Consider the following 17,735-nt stretch of genomic DNA (forward strand, 5'->3'; position numbering starts at 1 on the left):
GACGGCGCAGATCGGGGATGAGGGGGCAGGCACGGTCTTCTCTCACGATCAAGGCTTCGACAACCTCATGATCGCGAAGGTCGTGCCTGCTCACGTATTCCGGCCGCCGCCTCACAAGATCCGGACATCAGGCCTCAAACTGCGACTACGCCGGAGCCCTGGGATCGAGGGGATGACGTTACACCTGTCTGAGGTGATAGCGGGGCACTGCGAGACGGTCCCGCCATCCGGCCGGGGCCAGAAACCGACCTGCAATAAACCCGGCGTGGTTGAACGTGGAACTACAGCAGATGCCATACACCACCATGTGCCCCTACCAGGAGCGACGGAAGCTTAGAGGCGGTTTTCGTTCCGATGTTCCTCGACCCCCTAGCCGCCGATTTGGCCGGGGCGATGAGCAGGCCCAGCACAGACGACCGAACGGCGACACTTCGATATCCGGTTGCTTGTGAGGTTCTCGACACCTACAAGTTGTCAGATGAGCAGATTGCGGCTGTCCGACGGCGTTGCCACCCTCTCCCCGCTATCTCTGGATGACCTGGATGCGCACCTGGCCAGCAAGGATGACCAACTGGTGCGGTGGCTCACCGGGAGGTCGAGCTTTCGAGCTGGAACCGTGGCATACATACGAAGGTGCAAGCAGCAGTGGAGCATCAACGGCACATTGCGCGCCTTCGGGATCCACATCGCCGCCCAAGCGGACCTGGTGGGCACCATCGACGTGCGATTCGGGACGGAGGACTTGACCGAAGGCCAGGTGAGCATCGCCTACGGGCTCTACCCGAAATGACGGGGACCTGACCTTGCCACCCTCGCGGTCCACCTGGCTTGCCAATTCGCAGCTGCCCAAGGGGCGACATAGGCAGTGATCAGGGTGGAATTGGAGAACGCTGCGTCTGTCGCCGTCGCACAGCGATCCAGTTTCCGCAGCGTCACGCAGATCCAGGTTCCGGACGGCACTTTATACCTTCGACCGAAGTTGCCGACCAAGTCCACGATGGCGCGCAAGGCGGTGGACGCCGCTATGTCCCCAGCCAATGCCGCGTTGATCTTCATGGTACGCAAGCACGGTCACACCCCCGCGTCCGGTGTGCACGGCGTACAGCACGATAGACTGCGGCCGGTGCGGCGACAGCCGAGCACACACTGCCGCGCCGCCGGCAGAGGCGATCTCTCTCACGCTAAGAAGGCCTAACACAATGAGCTGAGACGGCGCCAGCAGATCAACGCGCAGCCGAGGCTGAGGAAGGCCTGGTGGATGTCGAGGCGGATCTCCCAGCGGATCCGCAGTCGGCGGAAGCCGTGTAGCAGGGCGAAGGTCTGCTCGACGACCCACCGCTGTTTACCCAGGCCAGAGCCGTGCTCGGTGCTGCGGCGGGCGATCTGGGGCCATACCCCGAGCGCGCGCACCAGCTTGCGGTACCTGTCGTGGTCGTAGCCGCGATCACCTAGAACCACATCAGGGCGTCGGCGGGGCCGTCCTCGCTTGCCGCGCACCGGCGAATGGCCTCCAGCAGCGGGACAAGCCGGGTGACGTCGTTGCGGTTGCCGCCGGTGACGATGGCCGCCAGCAGGATGCCGGTGGCGTCGGTGATCAGGTGGTGCTTGCCGCCCGGCCGGCCTCTGCCGACCGGGCTCGGGCCTGTCTGCGCCCCCCTTTCAACGCTCTGATGTGGGAGGAGTCCACCGCGGTACGGGAGAAGTCCAGCGCGTCGGCGGCCCGCAGCCGATCGAGCAGGACCTGGTGCAGTCGCTGCCGGACGCCGGCCTTCTGCCACTCGGCCAGGCGCCGCCGGCAGGTCATGCCCGAGCCGTAGCCCAGTTCCCGGGGCAGGTGCTCCCAGGCGATGCCGGTGTGCGGGACGAACAAGATGCCCTGCAGGACCAGCCGGTCGTCCAGGCGCTTGCGTCCCGGATGATGGGTCCGCCGCTGATGCTTGGGCAGCAACGGCTCGACGACCGCCCACAACTCATCGCTGACCTCCCACGGCTTCGGCCGCGCCACCTACCGCTCCTCTCGCCTTTGCTACAGCGAGAGATCAAACCACAACAGAGATCATTCTGTTAGGCGTTCTAAGAGCTCCACGCGAGTGATGCTCCCGAAGCCGGGCTACACCCCCGTCCGGCGGCGATCGCATAGGACCGGGCGGGACGCCGTCCCGTCCGGCGGCGTAAGCGGGCGCTCCCCTCGTTCACGAGGGGAGCGGTTAAATGTCCCGGTGGATGCGCCCGTCAGTGTCGGTGAGGGGACGGCCCGAGCCGCCCCAGCGCAACTGGATCAGCTCGGCCGCGATCGACACGGCGGTCTCCTCGGGGGTGCGGGAGCCGAGGTCGAGGCCGATCGGCGAGCGCAGGCGGGCCAGTTCCGACTCCGACAGGCCGACCTCGCGCAGTCGCGCCATGCGGTCCTCGTGGGTACGGCGGGAGCCCATCGCGCCCACGTAGCCCGCGTCGGTCCGCAGGGCCACCTCCAGCAGCGGCACGTCGAACTTGGGGTCGTGGGTGAGCACGCAGATCACGGTGCGCTCGTCCACGTGCGCCTCGGAGAGGTAGTCGTGCGGCCACTTCACGATCACCTCGTCGGCGTCGGGGAACCGCTTGGTGGTGGCGAACACCGGCCGGGCGTCGCAGACGACCACGTGGTAGCCGAGGAACTTGCCGATCCGCGCCACGGCGGCGGCGAAGTCGATCGCGCCGAAGACGAGCATGCGCGGCGGCGGCGCGAAGGAGTGCACGAACACCTGGAGGTCGTCGAGACGCCGCTCGCCCGCCGCGCCGTACCGGCGGACCCCGGTGGAGCCCTGGGCGAGCATGCCGCGCGCGTCGTCGTCGACCGCCTGGTCGAGCCGCTCGCTCCCCAGCGAACCCGACGATCGGTCGGGCCAGATGACCCGGCGCGCCCCCACCGTGCCCGGGCCGGACAGGATGGTCGCGACGGCCACCGGTTCGTGCTTGTCGATCGACGCCGCGATCTCGCCCAGCTCGGGGAAGGTCTCACGGGAAATCTTCTCCACGAAGATGTCGATGATGCCGCCGCAGGTCAGCCCCACGGTGAAGGCGTCGTCGTCGGACACGCCGTACCGCTGCAGCACCGGCGGGCCGGACGCCACCACCTCGCCGGCCAGCTCGTACACCGCCCCCTCGACGCAGCCGCCGGAGACGCTGCCCACGGCCTCGCTCCTCAGCACGGCCATCGACGCGCCGGGCGGCCGGGGCGCGCTGCGGAAGGTGTTGACCACGGTGGCCAACCCGAACGACTCCCCGGCCTCCCACCATCGGATGATTTGCGAAAGCACGTCACGCACTGTGGCCTCCCGGTCGATCAAGTTCTGCCTATCGCCACGCCGTACGCCGGGGCGTGGACCGTCGTGCGGAGAGCAAGACGGCCAGGTCCTCGAAGGCGGCCAGGCTGTGCCCGGCCACGAAGTCGTCAACGTACGGCAGGGCGGCCCTTATGCCCCCGGTCAGCGGCTCATAGCCCGCGTTGCCCTTGTGCGGGTTGACCCAGACCACGCGGGCGGCGAGGCGGGACAGGCGGGCCATCTGGCGGCCCAGCAGGGACGGGTCGCCGCGTTCCCACCCGTCGGAGGCGATCACGACGATGGCGCCCCGGGCGTGGGAGCCCGTGGCGAGGAACTCCTTCAGCTCGTCGCCGAGCCGGGTGCCGCCGCTCCAGTCGGGGATCGCGGCCGACACCTCGCGCATCGCGGTGCCGGGGTCGCGGTGCCGCAACTCGTCGGTGACGCGGGTGAGCCGGGTGCCGACGGTGAAGACCTGGGTGGCGCGGGGCTCGCGGCGGACCAGCGCGTGCGCGAAACGCAGCAGCGTGTCGGCGTACGGAGACATCGAGCCGCTGACGTCGACCAGCAAGACGACGCGGCGCGGCCGGGTGCGGTGCGTCCGGTAGCGCAGGCGGGCGGTCTCGCCGCCGCGCCGCAGGGTCTCCCGGATCGTACGGCGGTTGTCGAGCCTGCCGCGATGCGCGGGGGTGAAGCGGCGCGACACGCGCTGGCGGCGCTCCGGCTCCAGCAGGGCGAGCATGCGGTGAACCTCGTCGCGTTCGGCGGCCGTCATCCGGGCCACGTCACGCTGCCGGAGCACCTCGATACGGCTCGCCGACATCGGCGTCGCGTCGCCGCCGGACTCCTCGCCGTCCCCGTCGTCGTCGAGGGCGGCCAGGTGGCGGGTGACGGTCACGATCGTGCGGGACGGCCCCGGCACGGCCCGCTCCCCGTTGAAGTAGGCGGCGAAGCAGCGGTCGTACCTGGGGAAGTCGTCGGGTCCTGAGCACAGGGTGAAGCGCCCGGCCCAGTACACGTCCATCGGGCGGGTCACGTCCACCTGGGCCAGCGCCTCGATGAGGTTCTGCGTACGCTCCCGGTCGGCGGCGACCCCGGCGGCGCGCAGCGTCCGCGCGAATCCGGTCATGACCGCCAGCAGGCGCTCGTCCACTCGCCCGGATCCGGCTCCCGCCGCTTCCGGCCCCGCACCCGCTCCGGTCGCGTGCCCGCCGCCTGGGCCGGATGCGAGGGGACCCCGGAGAACGGGCGGCAGCGCGGGCCCGAGACTCATCCCCGGTACGGCGTACCGTCCCGTGACCGGTGCCGACTCGCCTCGGGAGGACCTGCCGTCACCGCCGGCGCGGGCCGCGCCGGATACCTCGCTGGACGCCGTACTGGACCCAGGGCCGGTCATCGGGCCGGACACCGCGCCGGACGCCCTGCTGGACCTAGGGCCGGACATCGGGCCGGACACCGCGCCGGGCACCGGGTCAGACATGGTTGAGCAGGCCGTTCTTGAGGACCGTCTCCTGGTCCTCGCGGTACTTGAGCACGGCCCCGAGGGTGGCGGCGGCGAGCCCGGGGTCGAGGTCGCGCGCGCCCAGGGTGAGCAGGGCCTCGGTCCAGTCGAGGGTCTCGGCGATGCCCGGCGGCTTGACCAGGTCGGCCTCGCGCAGCCGCTCGGTGGCGCGGGCGACCTGGGCGGCGAGGGCCTCCCCGCATGCCGGGAGGCGCTTGAGCAGGATGGCCACCTCCCGCTCGAACGTCGGGTGCTCCAGCCAGTGGTAGAGGCAGCGGCGCTTGAGCGCGTCGTGCACCTCGCGCGTGCGGTTGGAGGTGATCACCACGACCGGTGGGCGCTCGGCGCTGACCGTGCCGAGCTCGGGGATGGAGATCTGGAAGTCGCTGAGCACCTCCAGCAGGAACGCCTCGAACTCGTCGTCGGCGCGGTCCACCTCGTCCACCAGCAGCACGCTCGGCTGGGTCTCCAGCGCACGCAGCAGCGGCCGGGAAATCAGGTAGCGGCGGTCGTACAGCTCGCCCTCCAGCCGGGCGGCGTCGTCGATGCCGGCGGCCTCGGCGGCCTTGAGGTGCAGAAGCTGGCGGGGGAAGTCCCAGTCGTACAGCGCCTGGGCGGCGTCGAGGCCCTCGTAGCACTGCAGCCGGATCAGCGGGGCGTCGAGCACGGTCGCGATGGTCTTGGCCAGCTCGGTCTTGCCCACCCCGGCCTCCCCCTCCAGGAACAGGGGGCGCCCCATGCGCAACGCCAGGAAGCACGCGGTCGCCAGCCCGTCGTCGGCGAGGTAGGAGTGCTTCTCCAGCACCTTGGCCAGCATTTCGGGCGATTCAATATCAAACATCTGCATATCCTGCCGCAACACCCCTCAAGGGTACGCTTCGCCAGGACATCGCAATAACTGCCAAAACGCCTGCCCCTTACGTTCACGCCGCCGATCCCAGGAGATGACGGAGCCGCACCCGCCACACCCGGGGCTCCAAGCCTATGTCGGCCGATTCCGCATCGCGAGAGGCCGCCGACCCGACGGACGTACCGGACACGGCGGACATCCCTCACGCCCTGGCAGGCCCTCCGGCACGCCGGACATGCCGGGCACGGCACGCGCCTGGCGGCGGGGTCGGACCCGACGGCGTTCCCGGTGGTCGGCGCGACCTCGGCGATGCCGGTGGGCTGTGTCACCATGGCGTCCCACGGCGTCGAGGGGACGTCGGCGAGTGCGCGCCCGCTCTGGCGGGCTCTCCCCCCGCCAGACATGCCGACGTGCCGAACACGGCACGCGCCTGGCGGCGGGGTCGGACCCGACGGCGTTCCCGGTAGTCGGCGCGACCTTGGGTGCCGGTAGGTCGAGGGGCCGTCGGCGAGCCCCCTTCAGGCCCCGGTGGACTCTTCCCCGCCGGGGGACGTGCCGGGCTCGGGGGCCTCGCCGTGTTCCTTGATCAGCGCGCGTAGTTCGGCGACCGCGCGGTCGGCGGCCTGTTTCTCCGAGCCCTGGATGCCCATCGCCCCGATGCTGGAGCCGTCGGCGAGGTCGAGCCGGGGCCAGGGGTCGCCCACCTGCATGGAGACGCCGATCAGCTCGGCCCACTCGTAGCGCCGGACGCGGAAGGCGTTCACCAGGGTGACCCCGCGCTCGTCGGCCTTGACGCGCGAACGGCCGAGCATGTACAGCAGCCAGGCGACCCCGCAGAAGAAGACGACCACGCCCACCCGGTCCGGCATGTGGAACCGGGCGGGCAGCAGCACGGCGAACACCACCGAGCCGACCACGAGCACCGCCGCCACCGCGTAGGCGACCGAGCGGGTCCGGCGCGGGAGCCAGACGATCGGCAGCGGCGGGGCCGTACGGCCGGGCGAGGGGCTCACCGGGCCAGGGCGCGCAGCAGCAGCGCGGTCTCCAGAGCGGCGATGGTGGCCTCGTACCCCTTGTCCTCGCGGCTGCCGGGCAGTCCCGAGCGGTCCAGGGCCTGGTCGAGGGTGTCACAGGTGAGCACGCCGTTGCCGACGGGCGTGGCCTCGTCGAGCGCGATGCGGGTCAGGCCCGAGGTCACCGACTCGCACACGTAGTCGAAGTGCGCGGTCTCGCCGCGGATGACCGCGCCGAGCGCGACCACCGCGTCGTACCGGCGGGCCATCGCCTGGGCCACCACGGGGATCTCCAGCGATCCCGCCACCCGTACGGTCACGGCGCGGGCGCCGCAGTCGCGGGCCGCCTGCTCGGCCCGCGCGACGAGCTGATCGGTGATCTTCTCGTGCCAGCGGGCGCCGACGATGCCCAGGCTCAGGCCGCTCGCGTTCACCGCCCCCGTGTCGGGCCTGCCGATGCCGCTCACCGTTCGTCCTCCACGTTCGTCGCTCCCCGATGTGTCGCGTCCGGTCGCGTCGCTCCCGGCTCCGTTCCCACCCGCACCGGCGTCCCCGTTCCCGGCGAAACCGGAATGTCCGGATCGACGGGGGTGAGGGGCCGCCCGGGCGCCGCACCGGACTCCGCCGCCAGGCCGGTCTCCCGCAGGGCGCCGTTCGGTACGCCATTCGGGGCGCCGTTCGGTACCCCATTCGGGGCGCCGTTCGGGGCGGCGACCGGGATGTTCCCCGGGATGTCGTGGCCCAGCCGGTCGCGCTTGACCGTCAGGTAGCGCACGTTGTGCGGGTTGACCGCCACCGGCATGGCCTCGCGGCCGAGCACCTTGACGCCGTAGCCGTCCATCCCGCGCACCTTGGCGGGGTTGTTGGTGAGCACCCGGACCGACCTTATCCCCAGGTCGGCGAGGATCTGACCGGCGTTGGAGAACTCCCGCGCGTCCACCGGCAGGCCGAGCTCCACGTTGGCGTCCACGGTGTCGCTGCCGTTGTCCTGCAGGCTGTAGGCGCGCAGCTTGGCCGTCAGGCCGATGCCGCGCCCCTCGTGGCCGCGCAGGTAGACGACGACGCCCCGGCCCTCGGCGGCGATCATGCGCATGGCGTTGTCGAGCTGGACGCCGCAGTCGCAGCGCAGCGAGCCGAGCACGTCGCCGGTGAGGCACTCCGAGTGCACCCGGACCAGGACGTTCTCCACGCCGGAGTCGGCCACGTTGTCGCCGTAGACCAGCGCCACGTGCTCGCCGCCGTCGAGCGCGCTGACGTACCCGTACGCCCGCCACATCCCGTACCGGTTGGGCAGCCGGGTCTCGGCGGCCCGGGTGACGAATCGCTCGACGCGCCTGCGGTGGTCGATGAGCTGCTCGATCGAGATCAGCGCCAGGTCGTGCTCGTCGGCGAAGCGCCGCAGCTCCGGCAGCCGGGCCATGGTGCCGTCGTCGTTGACCACCTCGGCGAGCACGCCGGCCGGGGTGAGCCCGGCGAGGCGGGCCAGGTCCACGGCGGCCTCGGTGTGGCCGGGCCTGACGAGGACGCCGCCCTCGCGGTAGCGCAGCGGGAAGATGTGCCCGGGACGGACCAGCTCGTACGGCTCGGTGGCCGAGTCGGCGAGGGTCCGGATCGTCTTCGCCCGGTCGGCCGCCGAGATGCCCGTGGTGACGCCGTCGCGGGCGTCCACGCTGACCGTGTAGGCGGTGCGCAGCCGCTCCCGGTTCTGGTGCACCATGAGCGGCAGGCCGAGCCTGTCCAGGTCCTCGCCGAGCATCGGCACGCAGATGACGCCGCTGGTGTGCCGGATGGTGAAGGCCAGCAGCTCGGGCGTGGCCTTCGACGCGGCGAAGATGATGTCGCCCTCGTTCTCGCGGTTCTCGTCGTCGACCACGACGACCGGCCGGCCCTCGCGGATGTCGGCGATGGCCCGCTCGACCGGGTCAAGGACGATGTCCGGCGTGTCCTCGGCCCTGTCGACGGCCCTGTCGACGGCCCTGTCGACGGCCCTGTCGACGGCCCTGTCGACGGCCCTGTCGACGGGGCTGCCCGTGGTGGCCGCGGGGACGCCCGCGATCGCCCCGCTCATCGCCCGGCCTCGCTCTCGGCGTAGGCGGCGACCTGCTTCTCGACGTACTTGGCGATGACGTCGACCTCCAGGTTCACCCGGTCCCCCGGCCGTTTCGCGCCGAGCGTGGTGAGCTCGAGGGTGGCCGGGATGAGGGCGACGGTGAAGCTCTCGGCGTCCACTCCGGCCACGGTGAGGCTGACCCCGTCGACGGCGACGGAGCCCTTCTCCACGACGTACCGGGCGAGCGCGGGCGGCAGCGAGAACCGCACCCGCTCCCACCGCTCGCCGGGCTCGCGGGAGAGCACCGTGCCGGTGCCGTCCACGTGCCCCTGCACGATGTGCCCGCCCAGCCGCTGATCGGCCCGTACGGCCCGCTCCAGGTTGACCCGCGAGCCCACGGCCCGGTCGCCCAGCGTGGTGCGGGCGAGCGTCTCGGCGACGGCGTCCACGGTGAACACCTCGCCGTCCAGGGCGACCACGGTGAGGCAGACGCCGTCCACCGCGATCGAGTCGCCGTGCCGGGCGTCGGAGGTGACGGTCTTGCCGCGGATCGCGATCCGCGCGAGCTCGCCCGCCCGGTCGCCCACGTGCTCGACGCCCGCTATCTCGCCGATCTCCTCGACGATTCCGGTGAACATCCGGTCAGTCCTTTCGCCGGGCGCGGGGAAAACGCCGGGCGCGCGAGGAACGCGACCGGAAAACAGAAGGGGGAACGATCACCGGGGCCTCCTAGTCGCCAGTACCGCAAGTGCCGAGGCGAACCCCGGGGAACGGGACCGGCGCTCAAGGCGCACCGACGTAGGCGGCAGGGCGTAGGCCCCGCCGCGCGCGCTTCCTCCCATCCGGACTTTCACCGTCGGTCCCGGAGTTCCACCGGGTCAACCGGCCGATGGCCTCGGCCGGGTCGCGGACTGTCACCGCCGGTTCGGATTTTCACCGACCCCGGAGCACGCTGTGCTGCACTTGTAGTGTGCCATGTCCGATCGGGTGAACGCGCGGGGGCCCCACCTCACGGGCCGCGATGCCGCCGACGGGCCCCGGGAGACCGGCGAGAGGCGGCCGGGGCGGCGCGGGGGCCGTGGACGGACGGAGGGCGGACGGAAAGCGGACGGAGAGCGCACGGTCGCCGCCGGTCATCACGGCAGGCCCGGGCCGGAAGCCTTGACAATCCTGACAACCGGGATCCGTAAGCCGTCAATTACAAATTGGCCGGGCGGCCACCTCGGCCGGAGATGATTGCCGCTCTCACTCGAACCCCATCTGTCCCGATCGTGTCGGGATTGTGTCACAGAACCGTGAACAACTGGAGGCCAGCTGACTCACAGTTTTCCTTATGATGTCTTCCCAGGTCAACAGGTTTATGGGACACAAGCTGGTTGACGTTGAACAACGAAGTGACCAAGAAACCCGATACCCCTCCCAAGCCGTTGACCCAAAGAAAATAAGTTGTCAGGGTGCCAGCAGGTCGGCTTTTTGCCCGATCTTTCACGTAACCCGGGAGCCGCTGCGCAATGACGTTCCCCTCTCACGCCACCACGGACACCCCTCCGGACGCGGTGGACACGGCGACGACGGCTCCGGCGACGCCGAGCCGAAGCGTCGTGGGGCGTTCCCCCGGCCGGCTGATGTGGCTGCGCTTCCGCCGCGATCGCACGGGCATGGTCTCCGCGGCCATCGTGCTGTTCTTCATCCTCGTCGCCGTGTGCGCGCCACTCATCTCGCTCGTGTACGGCAAAGACCCCTATACGACATATGGCCTGGATAATCCGGGTCTACTCAACGAGTACGGCTTCCCCATCCTGCCGAACGGCGGCATCAGCTCGGAATTCTGGTTCGGCATCGAGCCGAGCCTCGGCCGAGACGTGTTCATGCAGCTCGTGTACGGCATTCGCACCTCGCTGGCGATCGCGCTCGCCGCCTCGATCGCCACCACGCTGGTCGGCATCGTGGTCGGCATCGTCAGCGGCTACTTCGGCGGCAGGACCGACTACTTCATCGGCCGCGTCATCGACGTCATGCTGTCGTTCCCCTCGACGCTGTTCATCATCGCGTTCATGCCGGTGGTGGAGAACCTGTTCGTCCGGCCCGAGGAATCGACGCCGATCTGGCTGCGGGCGGTGACGCTCATCATCGTGCTCACGATCTTCGGCTGGGCGGGACTCGCCCGCCTGCTGCGCGGCAACGTGCTGTCGCTGCGCGAGCGGGAGTTCGTCGAGGCCGCGCGGGTGACCGGGGCCTCCCCCACACGGATCATCTTCAAGGAACTGCTGCCCAACCTCTGGACGCCCATCCTCATCCAGTCCACCCTGCTGCTGCCCAGCCTGGTCACCACGGAGGCCGCGCTGTCCTTCCTGGGCGTCGGCATGATCGAGCCCACGCCGGACTGGGGCCGGATGTTCCTGCGCGGCACCGAGGTCTACCAGGACGACATCACGTACCTGATGTTCCCCGGTATCGCGTTGCTGATCTTCGTGGTCGCCTTCAACCTGCTCGGCGACTCGGTCAGGGACGCCTTCGACCCCAAGATCAGGCGCTGATGTCGCGCCTGCCGAACGTCATGACCCCCTCAGGTAGGAGATAGGAGCAATACCACATGATTCGACGGAGACGGTCGGTGACGGCCGTTCTGGCGATCGGCGTACTGGCGATCGGCGCGGCGTGCGCCCCGGGCAACGCGGGCGGGGGCGGCGGCGGCAACGCGCCCGCCGCCTCGGCGTCCGCTCCGGCGACGGAGACGTTCACCGCGCCGAAAGTGACGATCGGCACCGCCGACGACTCTCGCGGGCCCGCCCCCGAGCCCGAGGGCGTGGTCAAGGGCGGCACGGTCACGATGATCGACCGCGACGACTTCGCCCACCTCGACCCGGGCCAGATCTACGTCAACACCGAAGGCAACATGGCCCTGCTGTACGCGCGGGGCCTGACCGGCTACAGGCGCGTGACCAAGGGCGAGTACAAGCTCGTCGGCGACCTCGCCACCGACACCGGCACCGTCTCCGACGGCGGCAAGACCTGGACGTTCACCCTCAAGGACGGGGTGAAGTGGCAGGACGGCAGCGCGATCACGTCCGAGGACGTCAAGTGGACGATCGAGCGGCTGTTCGCCCCGCACATCACCTTCGGCCCGGCCTACATCCAGCAGTGGCTCACCCAAGAGGACTACAAGAAGGACTACCAGGGCCCCTACGACGGCAAGCACCTGGACAGCATCCAGACGCCCGACGACAAGACGGTCGTCTTCAAGTTCAAGGAGCCGCACGCCGACGCCAACTTCGCCTTCGCGATGGCCGGCTACTACCTGGTGCCCAAGGCCAAGGACACCAAGGAGAAGTACGACAAGCAGCCCTTCTCCAGCGGGCCGTACATGATCACCGCGCACACTCCGGACAAGTCGATGGAGCTGGAGCGCAACCCGAACTGGGACCCGGCCACCGACCCGATCCGCGGCGCCTACCCGGACAAGTGGCGCTTCGAGTTCGGCCAGGAGGCCATCCAGATCAGTGACCGGTTCATCGCCGACGCCGGGGCCGACAAGACCGCGATGTCGTTCTACAGCTACGTCGCCCCCGAGCGGCTGCAGCAGGTCCTGAAGGACGAGAGCCTCAAGCCGCGGCTGCTGCGCCAGCCCTCGCCGTACGGTAACTACTACTACTTCAACCTCGACCGGATGAAGGACATCAAGGTACGGCAGGCGATCAACTACGCGTGGCCGACCCGCCAGCTCCAGCAGATCGAGGGCGGCCCCGCGGCCAAGGTGATCTCCACCACCATCCTCAACCCGGTCGTGGCCGGGTGGTCGGACTTCGACGTGTTCGGCCAGAAGGCCAAGCCGGACGGCGACATCGAGAAGGCCAAGCAGCTCCTGGCCGAGTCGAGCACCCCCAACCCGACGATCATCTACGCGTACAACCAGACTCCCACCGAGGAGCGCAAGACGGTCGTCATCAAGAACCAGCTCGCCAAGATCGGCATCAACGTGGTGCCGAAGCCGCTGGCCCGCAAGACCTACTACGACCAGATCAGCAAGGTGGACAACGGCTTCGACATGTACTGGGGCGGCTGGGGCCAGGACTGGCCGTCAGGCTCGACGGTGTTCCCGGTCATCTTCGGCCCGGTGCGCGACGGCGGCTACAACCAGTCCCACCTGCGCGACCCGGGAGTCGACGCGGAGATGAAGCGCATCCTCTCGCTGTCGGACGCCAACGAGGCGAACGCGGCGTGGAGCGCCCTTGACAAGAAGATCGTGGAGACGATCACCCCGCTCGTCCCCGACCTCAACGACATCGGCACCATGCTGCACGGGTCGCTGATCGGCGGCGCCGAGATCGACCCGCAGAGCTGGGCCGTCTCGCCCAACACCATCTTCGTCAAGCAGCAGTGATCCCCCGAGCGATCCCCCAAGTGATCCCCGAGTGACGCTCGTATGAACCCGCGCTGACCCCCTGGCCGGCCGCCGCGGCGACACCCCGCCGGCGGCCGGTCCAGGGGCCGCGCGGGCCCCTACGCCCGGAGTCCCACCCCAGGAGTCCCACCCCAGGAGTCCCGCAGACCATGCTCGCCTTCCTCACCCGCCGCTCCATCGGGGCCGTGGTCACGCTGCTGATCATCGCGGCGGTCACGTTCTTCCTGTTCTTCGCCGTGCCCGCCGATCCGGCGCGGCTGGCCTGCGGGAAGGTCTGCCCGCCCGAGCTGCTGGAACAGGCGCGGCACAACCTCGGCATGGACATGCCGGTGTGGCAGCAGTTCCTCGCGTGGGTGGGCGGCCTCGTCGCCGGCCGCGACTACGAGGGGCTGGGGCACTGCCCGGCGCCCTGCCTGGGCTACTCGTTCGTCAACCGCGAGCCGGTGCTGGAGACGATCCTCGACCGGCTGCCGCTCACCCTGTCGCTCACCTTCGGGGCGGCGCTGCTGTTCCTGCTGTTCGGCGTCGGCACCGGCATGATCGCCGCGCTCAAGCAGGGCAAGGCACTCGACAAGATCGCCAGCGTGTCGTCGCTGATCGGCGCGTCGGTGCAGATCTACTTCGTGGGCACCCTGGCCATGTACTTCCTGGTCTACCAGTGGCAGATCCTCGGCCGGCCGCAGTACATCCCGCTCACCGACAACCCGATCGCCTGGGCGTACGGCCTGCTGCTGCCCTGGGTCGTGCTGTCGATCATCTTCACCGCCAACTACACGCGCATGACGCGCTCGACGATGGTGGAGCAGCTCTCGGAGGACTACGTGCGCACGGCCACGGCGAAGGGCATGCCGCGCCGTACGGTGGTGATGCGGTTCGCGCTGCGCGGCACGCTGATCCCGATCGTCACGATCTTCGGCGTGGACCTCGGGCAGCTCATCGGCGGCGCGATCATCACCGAGACCACGTTCGGCCTGCAGGGCATCGGACGGCTGGCGATCCGGGCGGTGACCGACTCGGACCTGCCGATGCTGATGGCGACGGTGCTGCTCGCCGCCGCCGCGATCGTGGTGTTCAACGTGATCGTCGACATCCTGTACGCCGTCATCGACCCCCGCGTACGGCTGAGCTGACCGGCGGCCTCGCCACCCGCCACCTTGTAAGCCCTTGTAAGCCGCGTTCAAAGGAGTTTCGAGGAGCATGGAGTGACCACCGCGACCTGGACCACCGAGCCCGCCGTACGCAAAGGTCCCGGGCCGTTCCTCGCGGTTCGCGACCTCACCGTCGACTTCAGCACCGAGGACGGCGTGGTGCACGCGGTGGACAACCTCTCCTTCGACCTGGAGAAGGGCACCACGCTCGGGATCGTGGGCGAGTCCGGCTCCGGCAAGTCGGTCACCAACCTGACGATCCTCGGCCTGCACAACCCCGAGTCCACCAAGGTCCAGGGCGAGATCTGGCTGGAGGACCAGGAGCTGGTGTCGGCGAGCCGCGGCACGATGGAGCGGCTGCGCGGCAACCGCATCGCCATGATCTTCCAGGATCCGCTCACCGCGCTCTCGCCGTACCACACGGTGGGGCGGCAGATCGCCGAGGTCTACCGCCGCCACAAGGGGGCGAGCAAGCGCGAGGCCCGGGACCGGGCGATCGAGATGCTGCGGCGGGTGGGCATCCCGCGCCCGGAGATGCGGGTGGACGACTACCCCCACCACTTCTCCGGCGGCATGCGGCAGCGGGCGATGATCGCGATGGCGCTGGTGTGCGACCCCGACCTGCTCATCGCCGACGAGCCCACCACGGCGCTTGACGTGACCGTGCAGGCGCAGATCCTCGACCTGCTCAAGGACCTGCAGCAGCAGTTCGGCACCTCGATCATCCTGATCACGCACGACCTGGGCGTGGTGGCGAACACCGCGCACGACGTGCTGGTCATGTACGCCGGGCGGGCGGTCGAGCGGGGCACGGTCCGCGAGGTGCTGCGCGAGCCCCGCCACCCCTACACGTGGGGGCTGCTGTCGTCGATGCCGAGCCTGAGCTCGCCGCTGGACGTGCCGCTGGTGCCGGTGCGGGGCACGCCGCCGAGCCTGCTCGACCCGCCGTCCGGATGCCCGTTCCATCCCCGGTGCGACTTCGTGGACCTGGTGGGGCGGGAGTTCTGCGTCGGCGAGCGGCCCGCGCTCACGCCCGAGCGGGGGCACGGCGACGCCTGCCACCTCACCCCGGCGCAGAAGCAGGAGATCCTGGCCGAACGGTCCGCCGGGACCCTCGCGGCGGCCGCCGCCGAGCGGAAGCCGGGCGACGAAGCCGATGGAGGAGAACAGCCGTGAGCGAGCCGTTGCTCGAACTGTCCGGGCTGACCAAGCACTTTCCGGTCATGGCCGGCGCGTTCATCAAACGCCGGGTGGGGTCGGTGCACGCGGTGGACGACCTCGACCTGACGATCGAGGCCGGGGAGACCGTGGGGCTGGTCGGCGAGTCCGGCTGCGGCAAGTCCACGACCGGCCGCCTGGTGGCGAAGCTGCTGGAGCCCACGGCGGGGACGATCCGGTTCGCCGGGCGCGACATCACCCACACCAAGCGCAAAGACCTCAAGCCGCTCCGCCCGCAGATCCAGATGATCTTCCAGGATCCGTACTCGTCGCTCAACCCGCGGCACACGGTCGGGTCGATCATCCGCGGCCCGATGGAGATCAACGGCATCAATCCGCCGGGCGGCAGGGAGCGGCGGGTGCGCGAGCTGCTGGAGATCGTCGGCCTCAACCCCGAGCACTACAACCGCTTCCCGCACGAGTTCTCCGGCGGCCAGCGGCAGCGCATCGGCGTCGCCCGGGCGCTCGCCCTCCAGCCCAAGCTGATCGTGGCCGACGAGCCGGTGTCCGCCCTGGACGTCTCCATCCAGGCCCAGGTCGTGAACCTGCTGCGGGACCTGCAGCGGGACCTCGGCATCGCGTTCCTGTTCATCGCCCACGACCTGGCCGTGGTCCGGCACTTCTCCCAGCGGGTCGCCGTCATGTACCTGGGCAAGGTCGTCGAGATCGGCGACCGGGTCTCGATCTACGAGCGGCCCCGCCACCCCTACACGCACGCCCTGCTGTCGGCCGTGCCCGAGGTCGATCAGGAGCCGGGCCGCGAGCGCATCCGCCTCGCCGGCGACGTCCCCTCCCCCATCGACCCGCCGTCGGGCTGCCGCTTCCGCACCCGCTGCTGGAAGGCGAAGGACAAGTGCGCCGAGGAGGCCCCTCCCCTGCTGCAGATTTCCGGGAACGCCGACGGCCACCTCACCGCCTGCCACTTCCCGGTGGAGCCCGGCGAAACGGACCGTGAGGTCATCCTCGACCCCGCCCTCGCCGGCGACGCCTCCCCGTCCGCGACCTGACGCCCTCGACGCCGCTCGGCGGCGTCAGGCCAGGACATCGGGGCGGGGTGTCGCCGCCGCCTGCCGTACCGGCCTGACGCCGCTCGGCGGTCGCGGGCACCCGTCCCGGCGGAACTCCCGGCGCGCGAACGCGGCGCGGAGACCCGGAACCCGCCGGGCCGTCGGCCCGCCCGCACCCGCGCCCGTCAGGACGCGGCGGTGCGCTTCTTGAAGGCGGATTCGGCGCGGTCGCGCAGGTCGCGGACGGCCTGGGCGGCGTCTTCCGCGCCGTAGACGGCGTTGCCGGCCACGAAGACGTCGGCGCCCGCGTCGGCGCATCGCTCGATCGTGGCCGCGGAGACGCCGCCGTCCACCTGGAGCCAGATCTCGCCGCCGTGCCGTTCGATGAGCTCGCGGGCGCGGCGGACCTTGGGCAGGACGATGTCGAGGAAGCGCTGACCGCCGAAGCCCGGCTCGACGGTCATCACCAGCAGCATGTCGATCTCGCCGAGCAGGTCCTCGTACGGCTCGACGGGGGTGGCGGGGTTGAGCGCGAACCCAGCTCGCGCCCCGGCCTCCCTGATCGCGCGCAGCGTACGCACCGGGGCCTTGGCCGCCTCGGCGTGGATGGTCACGCTGCCCGCCCCCGCCTCGGCGTAGCCGACGGCCCACCGGTCCGGGTCCTCGATCATCAGGTGGCAGTCGACCGGCAGCTGCGTGGCCTTCAGCAGCGACTCGACGACGGGCAGGCCGAGCGTCAGGTTCGGCACGAAGTGGTTGTCCATGACGTCGACGTGCAGCCAGTCGGCCACGTCACCGACCCGGGCGGCCTCGTCGGCGAGGCGTGCGAAGTCCGCGGACAGGATGCTGGGCGAAATCTGTACCACCATGATGGGCGAGTCTATTGGGACCCACGGGGGCGTCCACGCGACGGGGCCGCCACCGCTCAGCCGCCGGGCCGCCCCGGACGGCCGCTCAGAACTCCGGAATCAGGCCCAGGGTCTTCTCCTCGCCTCGGTCCCGGATCATCTGGTTGAGGGTCTCGATGAGCTCATCGCGCTCGTAGTCGCCCTCCGGCAGGTGGTCGAAGTGGACCATCAGGTCGGGCGCCAGGTCCGCCGCGACGGCGTGGGCGTGGATATCGTTGCGGGTCACCCGCTCGCTGGGCGTCGCGTACAGGCCGTCGATGACCCGGGTGACCTCGGCGATCGCTGTCTGTTGCGTCATGCCCGCACCAATGCCCGGACGGCCGCGGCTCACACCCGCCG

14 protein-coding genes, 2 pseudogenes and 1 riboswitch are annotated in these 17,735 nt (G+C 70.2%); of the genes and pseudogenes, 6 read left to right on the forward strand and 10 right to left on the reverse strand.

Annotated elements, in window-relative coordinates; translation table 11 throughout:
• Positions 1-478 precede the first annotated feature (478 nt).
• Positions 479-790 carry a hypothetical protein gene (locus AB0K60_RS09635; protein ID WP_364050654.1) on the forward strand — a complete coding sequence of 104 codons (312 nt, stop codon included), beginning with the start codon at positions 479-481 and terminating at the stop codon, positions 788-790.
• 401 nt (positions 791-1,191) lie between these two features.
• Here AB0K60_RS09635 and AB0K60_RS09640 read toward each other — a convergent pair.
• The 8 genes and pseudogenes from AB0K60_RS09640 to AB0K60_RS09675 all read right to left on the reverse strand — a co-directional run bounded on the left by AB0K60_RS09640 (position 1,192) and on the right by AB0K60_RS09675 (position 9,351).
• Positions 1,192-2,005, reverse strand: a pseudogene (locus AB0K60_RS09640) (IS5 family transposase).
• A gap of 202 nt (positions 2,006-2,207) precedes the next feature.
• On the reverse strand, positions 2,208-3,305 hold the full coding sequence (locus AB0K60_RS09645; protein WP_364050657.1) for an XdhC/CoxI family protein: 1,098 nt from the start codon (positions 3,303-3,305) through the stop codon (positions 2,208-2,210).
• Positions 3,306-3,333: 28 nt separating this feature from the next.
• Positions 3,334-4,452 (reverse strand): VWA domain-containing protein, encoded by a 1,119-nt coding sequence (locus tag AB0K60_RS09650; protein ID WP_364050660.1) that lies wholly within the window; start codon positions 4,450-4,452, stop codon positions 3,334-3,336.
• 319 nt (positions 4,453-4,771) lie between these two features.
• A complete protein-coding gene (locus AB0K60_RS09655; RefSeq protein ID WP_364050663.1) occupies positions 4,772-5,641 on the reverse strand; it encodes a MoxR family ATPase in 870 nt (289 codons plus the stop codon).
• Positions 5,642-6,168: 527 nt separating this feature from the next.
• On the reverse strand, positions 6,169-6,663 hold the full coding sequence (locus tag AB0K60_RS09660; protein WP_364050666.1) for a PH domain-containing protein: 495 nt from the start codon (positions 6,661-6,663) through the stop codon (positions 6,169-6,171).
• Positions 6,660-7,130: a 6,7-dimethyl-8-ribityllumazine synthase gene (gene ribH, locus AB0K60_RS09665; protein WP_364050669.1), complete on the reverse strand. Its 471-nt coding sequence runs from the start codon at positions 7,128-7,130 to the stop codon at positions 6,660-6,662. The genes AB0K60_RS09660 and ribH overlap by 4 nt, the downstream gene beginning before the upstream one ends.
• A 260-nt stretch (positions 7,131-7,390) precedes the next feature.
• Positions 7,391-8,596, reverse strand: a pseudogene (locus tag AB0K60_RS09670) (bifunctional 3,4-dihydroxy-2-butanone-4-phosphate synthase/GTP cyclohydrolase II); the annotation flags it as partial.
• A gap of 131 nt (positions 8,597-8,727) precedes the next feature.
• A complete protein-coding gene (locus AB0K60_RS09675; protein WP_364050672.1) occupies positions 8,728-9,351 on the reverse strand; it encodes a riboflavin synthase in 624 nt (207 codons plus the stop codon).
• 188 nt (positions 9,352-9,539) lie between these two features.
• A riboswitch (FMN riboswitch) is annotated at positions 9,540-9,668 on the reverse strand.
• A 556-nt stretch (positions 9,669-10,224) separates the two neighbouring features.
• Here AB0K60_RS09675 and AB0K60_RS09680 point away from each other — a divergent pair.
• The 5 genes from AB0K60_RS09680 (at position 10,225) to AB0K60_RS09700 (ending at position 16,488) form a co-directional block, all read left to right on the forward strand.
• Entirely contained in the window at positions 10,225-11,250 is a 1,026-nt protein-coding gene (locus AB0K60_RS09680; protein ID WP_364050675.1) for an ABC transporter permease, read from the forward strand.
• A gap of 77 nt (positions 11,251-11,327) precedes the next feature.
• Entirely contained in the window at positions 11,328-13,094 is a 1,767-nt protein-coding gene (locus AB0K60_RS09685) for an ABC transporter substrate-binding protein (protein ID WP_364050678.1), read from the forward strand.
• A gap of 170 nt (positions 13,095-13,264) precedes the next feature.
• Positions 13,265-14,245 (forward strand): ABC transporter permease, encoded by a 981-nt coding sequence (locus tag AB0K60_RS09690; RefSeq protein WP_364050681.1) that lies wholly within the window; start codon positions 13,265-13,267, stop codon positions 14,243-14,245.
• Between the two features lie 72 nt (positions 14,246-14,317).
• Positions 14,318-15,439, forward strand: coding sequence for an ABC transporter ATP-binding protein (locus AB0K60_RS09695; RefSeq protein ID WP_364050684.1), 1,122 nt, complete (start codon positions 14,318-14,320; stop codon positions 15,437-15,439).
• Positions 15,436-16,488 carry a dipeptide ABC transporter ATP-binding protein gene (locus AB0K60_RS09700; RefSeq protein ID WP_364050687.1) on the forward strand — a complete coding sequence of 351 codons (1,053 nt, stop codon included), beginning with the start codon at positions 15,436-15,438 and terminating at the stop codon, positions 16,486-16,488. Before AB0K60_RS09695 ends, AB0K60_RS09700 begins: the two co-directional genes overlap by 4 nt.
• A 185-nt stretch (positions 16,489-16,673) precedes the next feature.
• On the opposite strand, the gene rpe is transcribed toward AB0K60_RS09700, so the two are convergent.
• Both rpe and AB0K60_RS09710 read right to left on the reverse strand, forming a co-directional pair.
• Positions 16,674-17,357 (reverse strand): ribulose-phosphate 3-epimerase, encoded by a 684-nt coding sequence (rpe, locus tag AB0K60_RS09705; RefSeq protein WP_364050690.1) that lies wholly within the window; start codon positions 17,355-17,357, stop codon positions 16,674-16,676.
• Positions 17,358-17,442: 85 nt separating this feature from the next.
• Positions 17,443-17,694 (reverse strand): hypothetical protein, encoded by a 252-nt coding sequence (locus tag AB0K60_RS09710; protein WP_364050693.1) that lies wholly within the window; start codon positions 17,692-17,694, stop codon positions 17,443-17,445.
• Positions 17,695-17,735 lie beyond the last annotated feature (41 nt).

The sequence above is a fragment of the Thermopolyspora sp. NPDC052614 genome, assembly GCF_040678635.1.
Classification (GTDB): Bacteria; Actinomycetota; Actinomycetes; order Streptosporangiales; family Streptosporangiaceae; genus Thermopolyspora.

Bases quoted from the DNA above. Each gene is read 5' to 3' on its own strand.
- AB0K60_RS09635 (WP_364050654.1), top strand. From the start codon at position 479: ATGAGCAGATTGCGGCTGTCCGACGGCGTTGCCACCCTCTCCCCGCTA.
- AB0K60_RS09655 (WP_364050663.1), bottom strand. From the start codon at position 5,641: ATGTTTGATATTGAATCGCCCGAAATGCTGGCCAAGGTGCTGGAGAAG.
- AB0K60_RS09675 (WP_364050672.1), bottom strand. From the start codon at position 9,351: ATGTTCACCGGAATCGTCGAGGAGATCGGCGAGATAGCGGGCGTCGAG.
- AB0K60_RS09680 (WP_364050675.1), top strand. From the start codon at position 10,225: ATGACGTTCCCCTCTCACGCCACCACGGACACCCCTCCGGACGCGGTG.
- AB0K60_RS09690 (WP_364050681.1), top strand. From the start codon at position 13,265: ATGCTCGCCTTCCTCACCCGCCGCTCCATCGGGGCCGTGGTCACGCTG.
- rpe (WP_364050690.1), bottom strand. From the start codon at position 17,357: ATGGTGGTACAGATTTCGCCCAGCATCCTGTCCGCGGACTTCGCACGC.
- AB0K60_RS09710 (WP_364050693.1), bottom strand. From the start codon at position 17,694: ATGACGCAACAGACAGCGATCGCCGAGGTCACCCGGGTCATCGACGGC.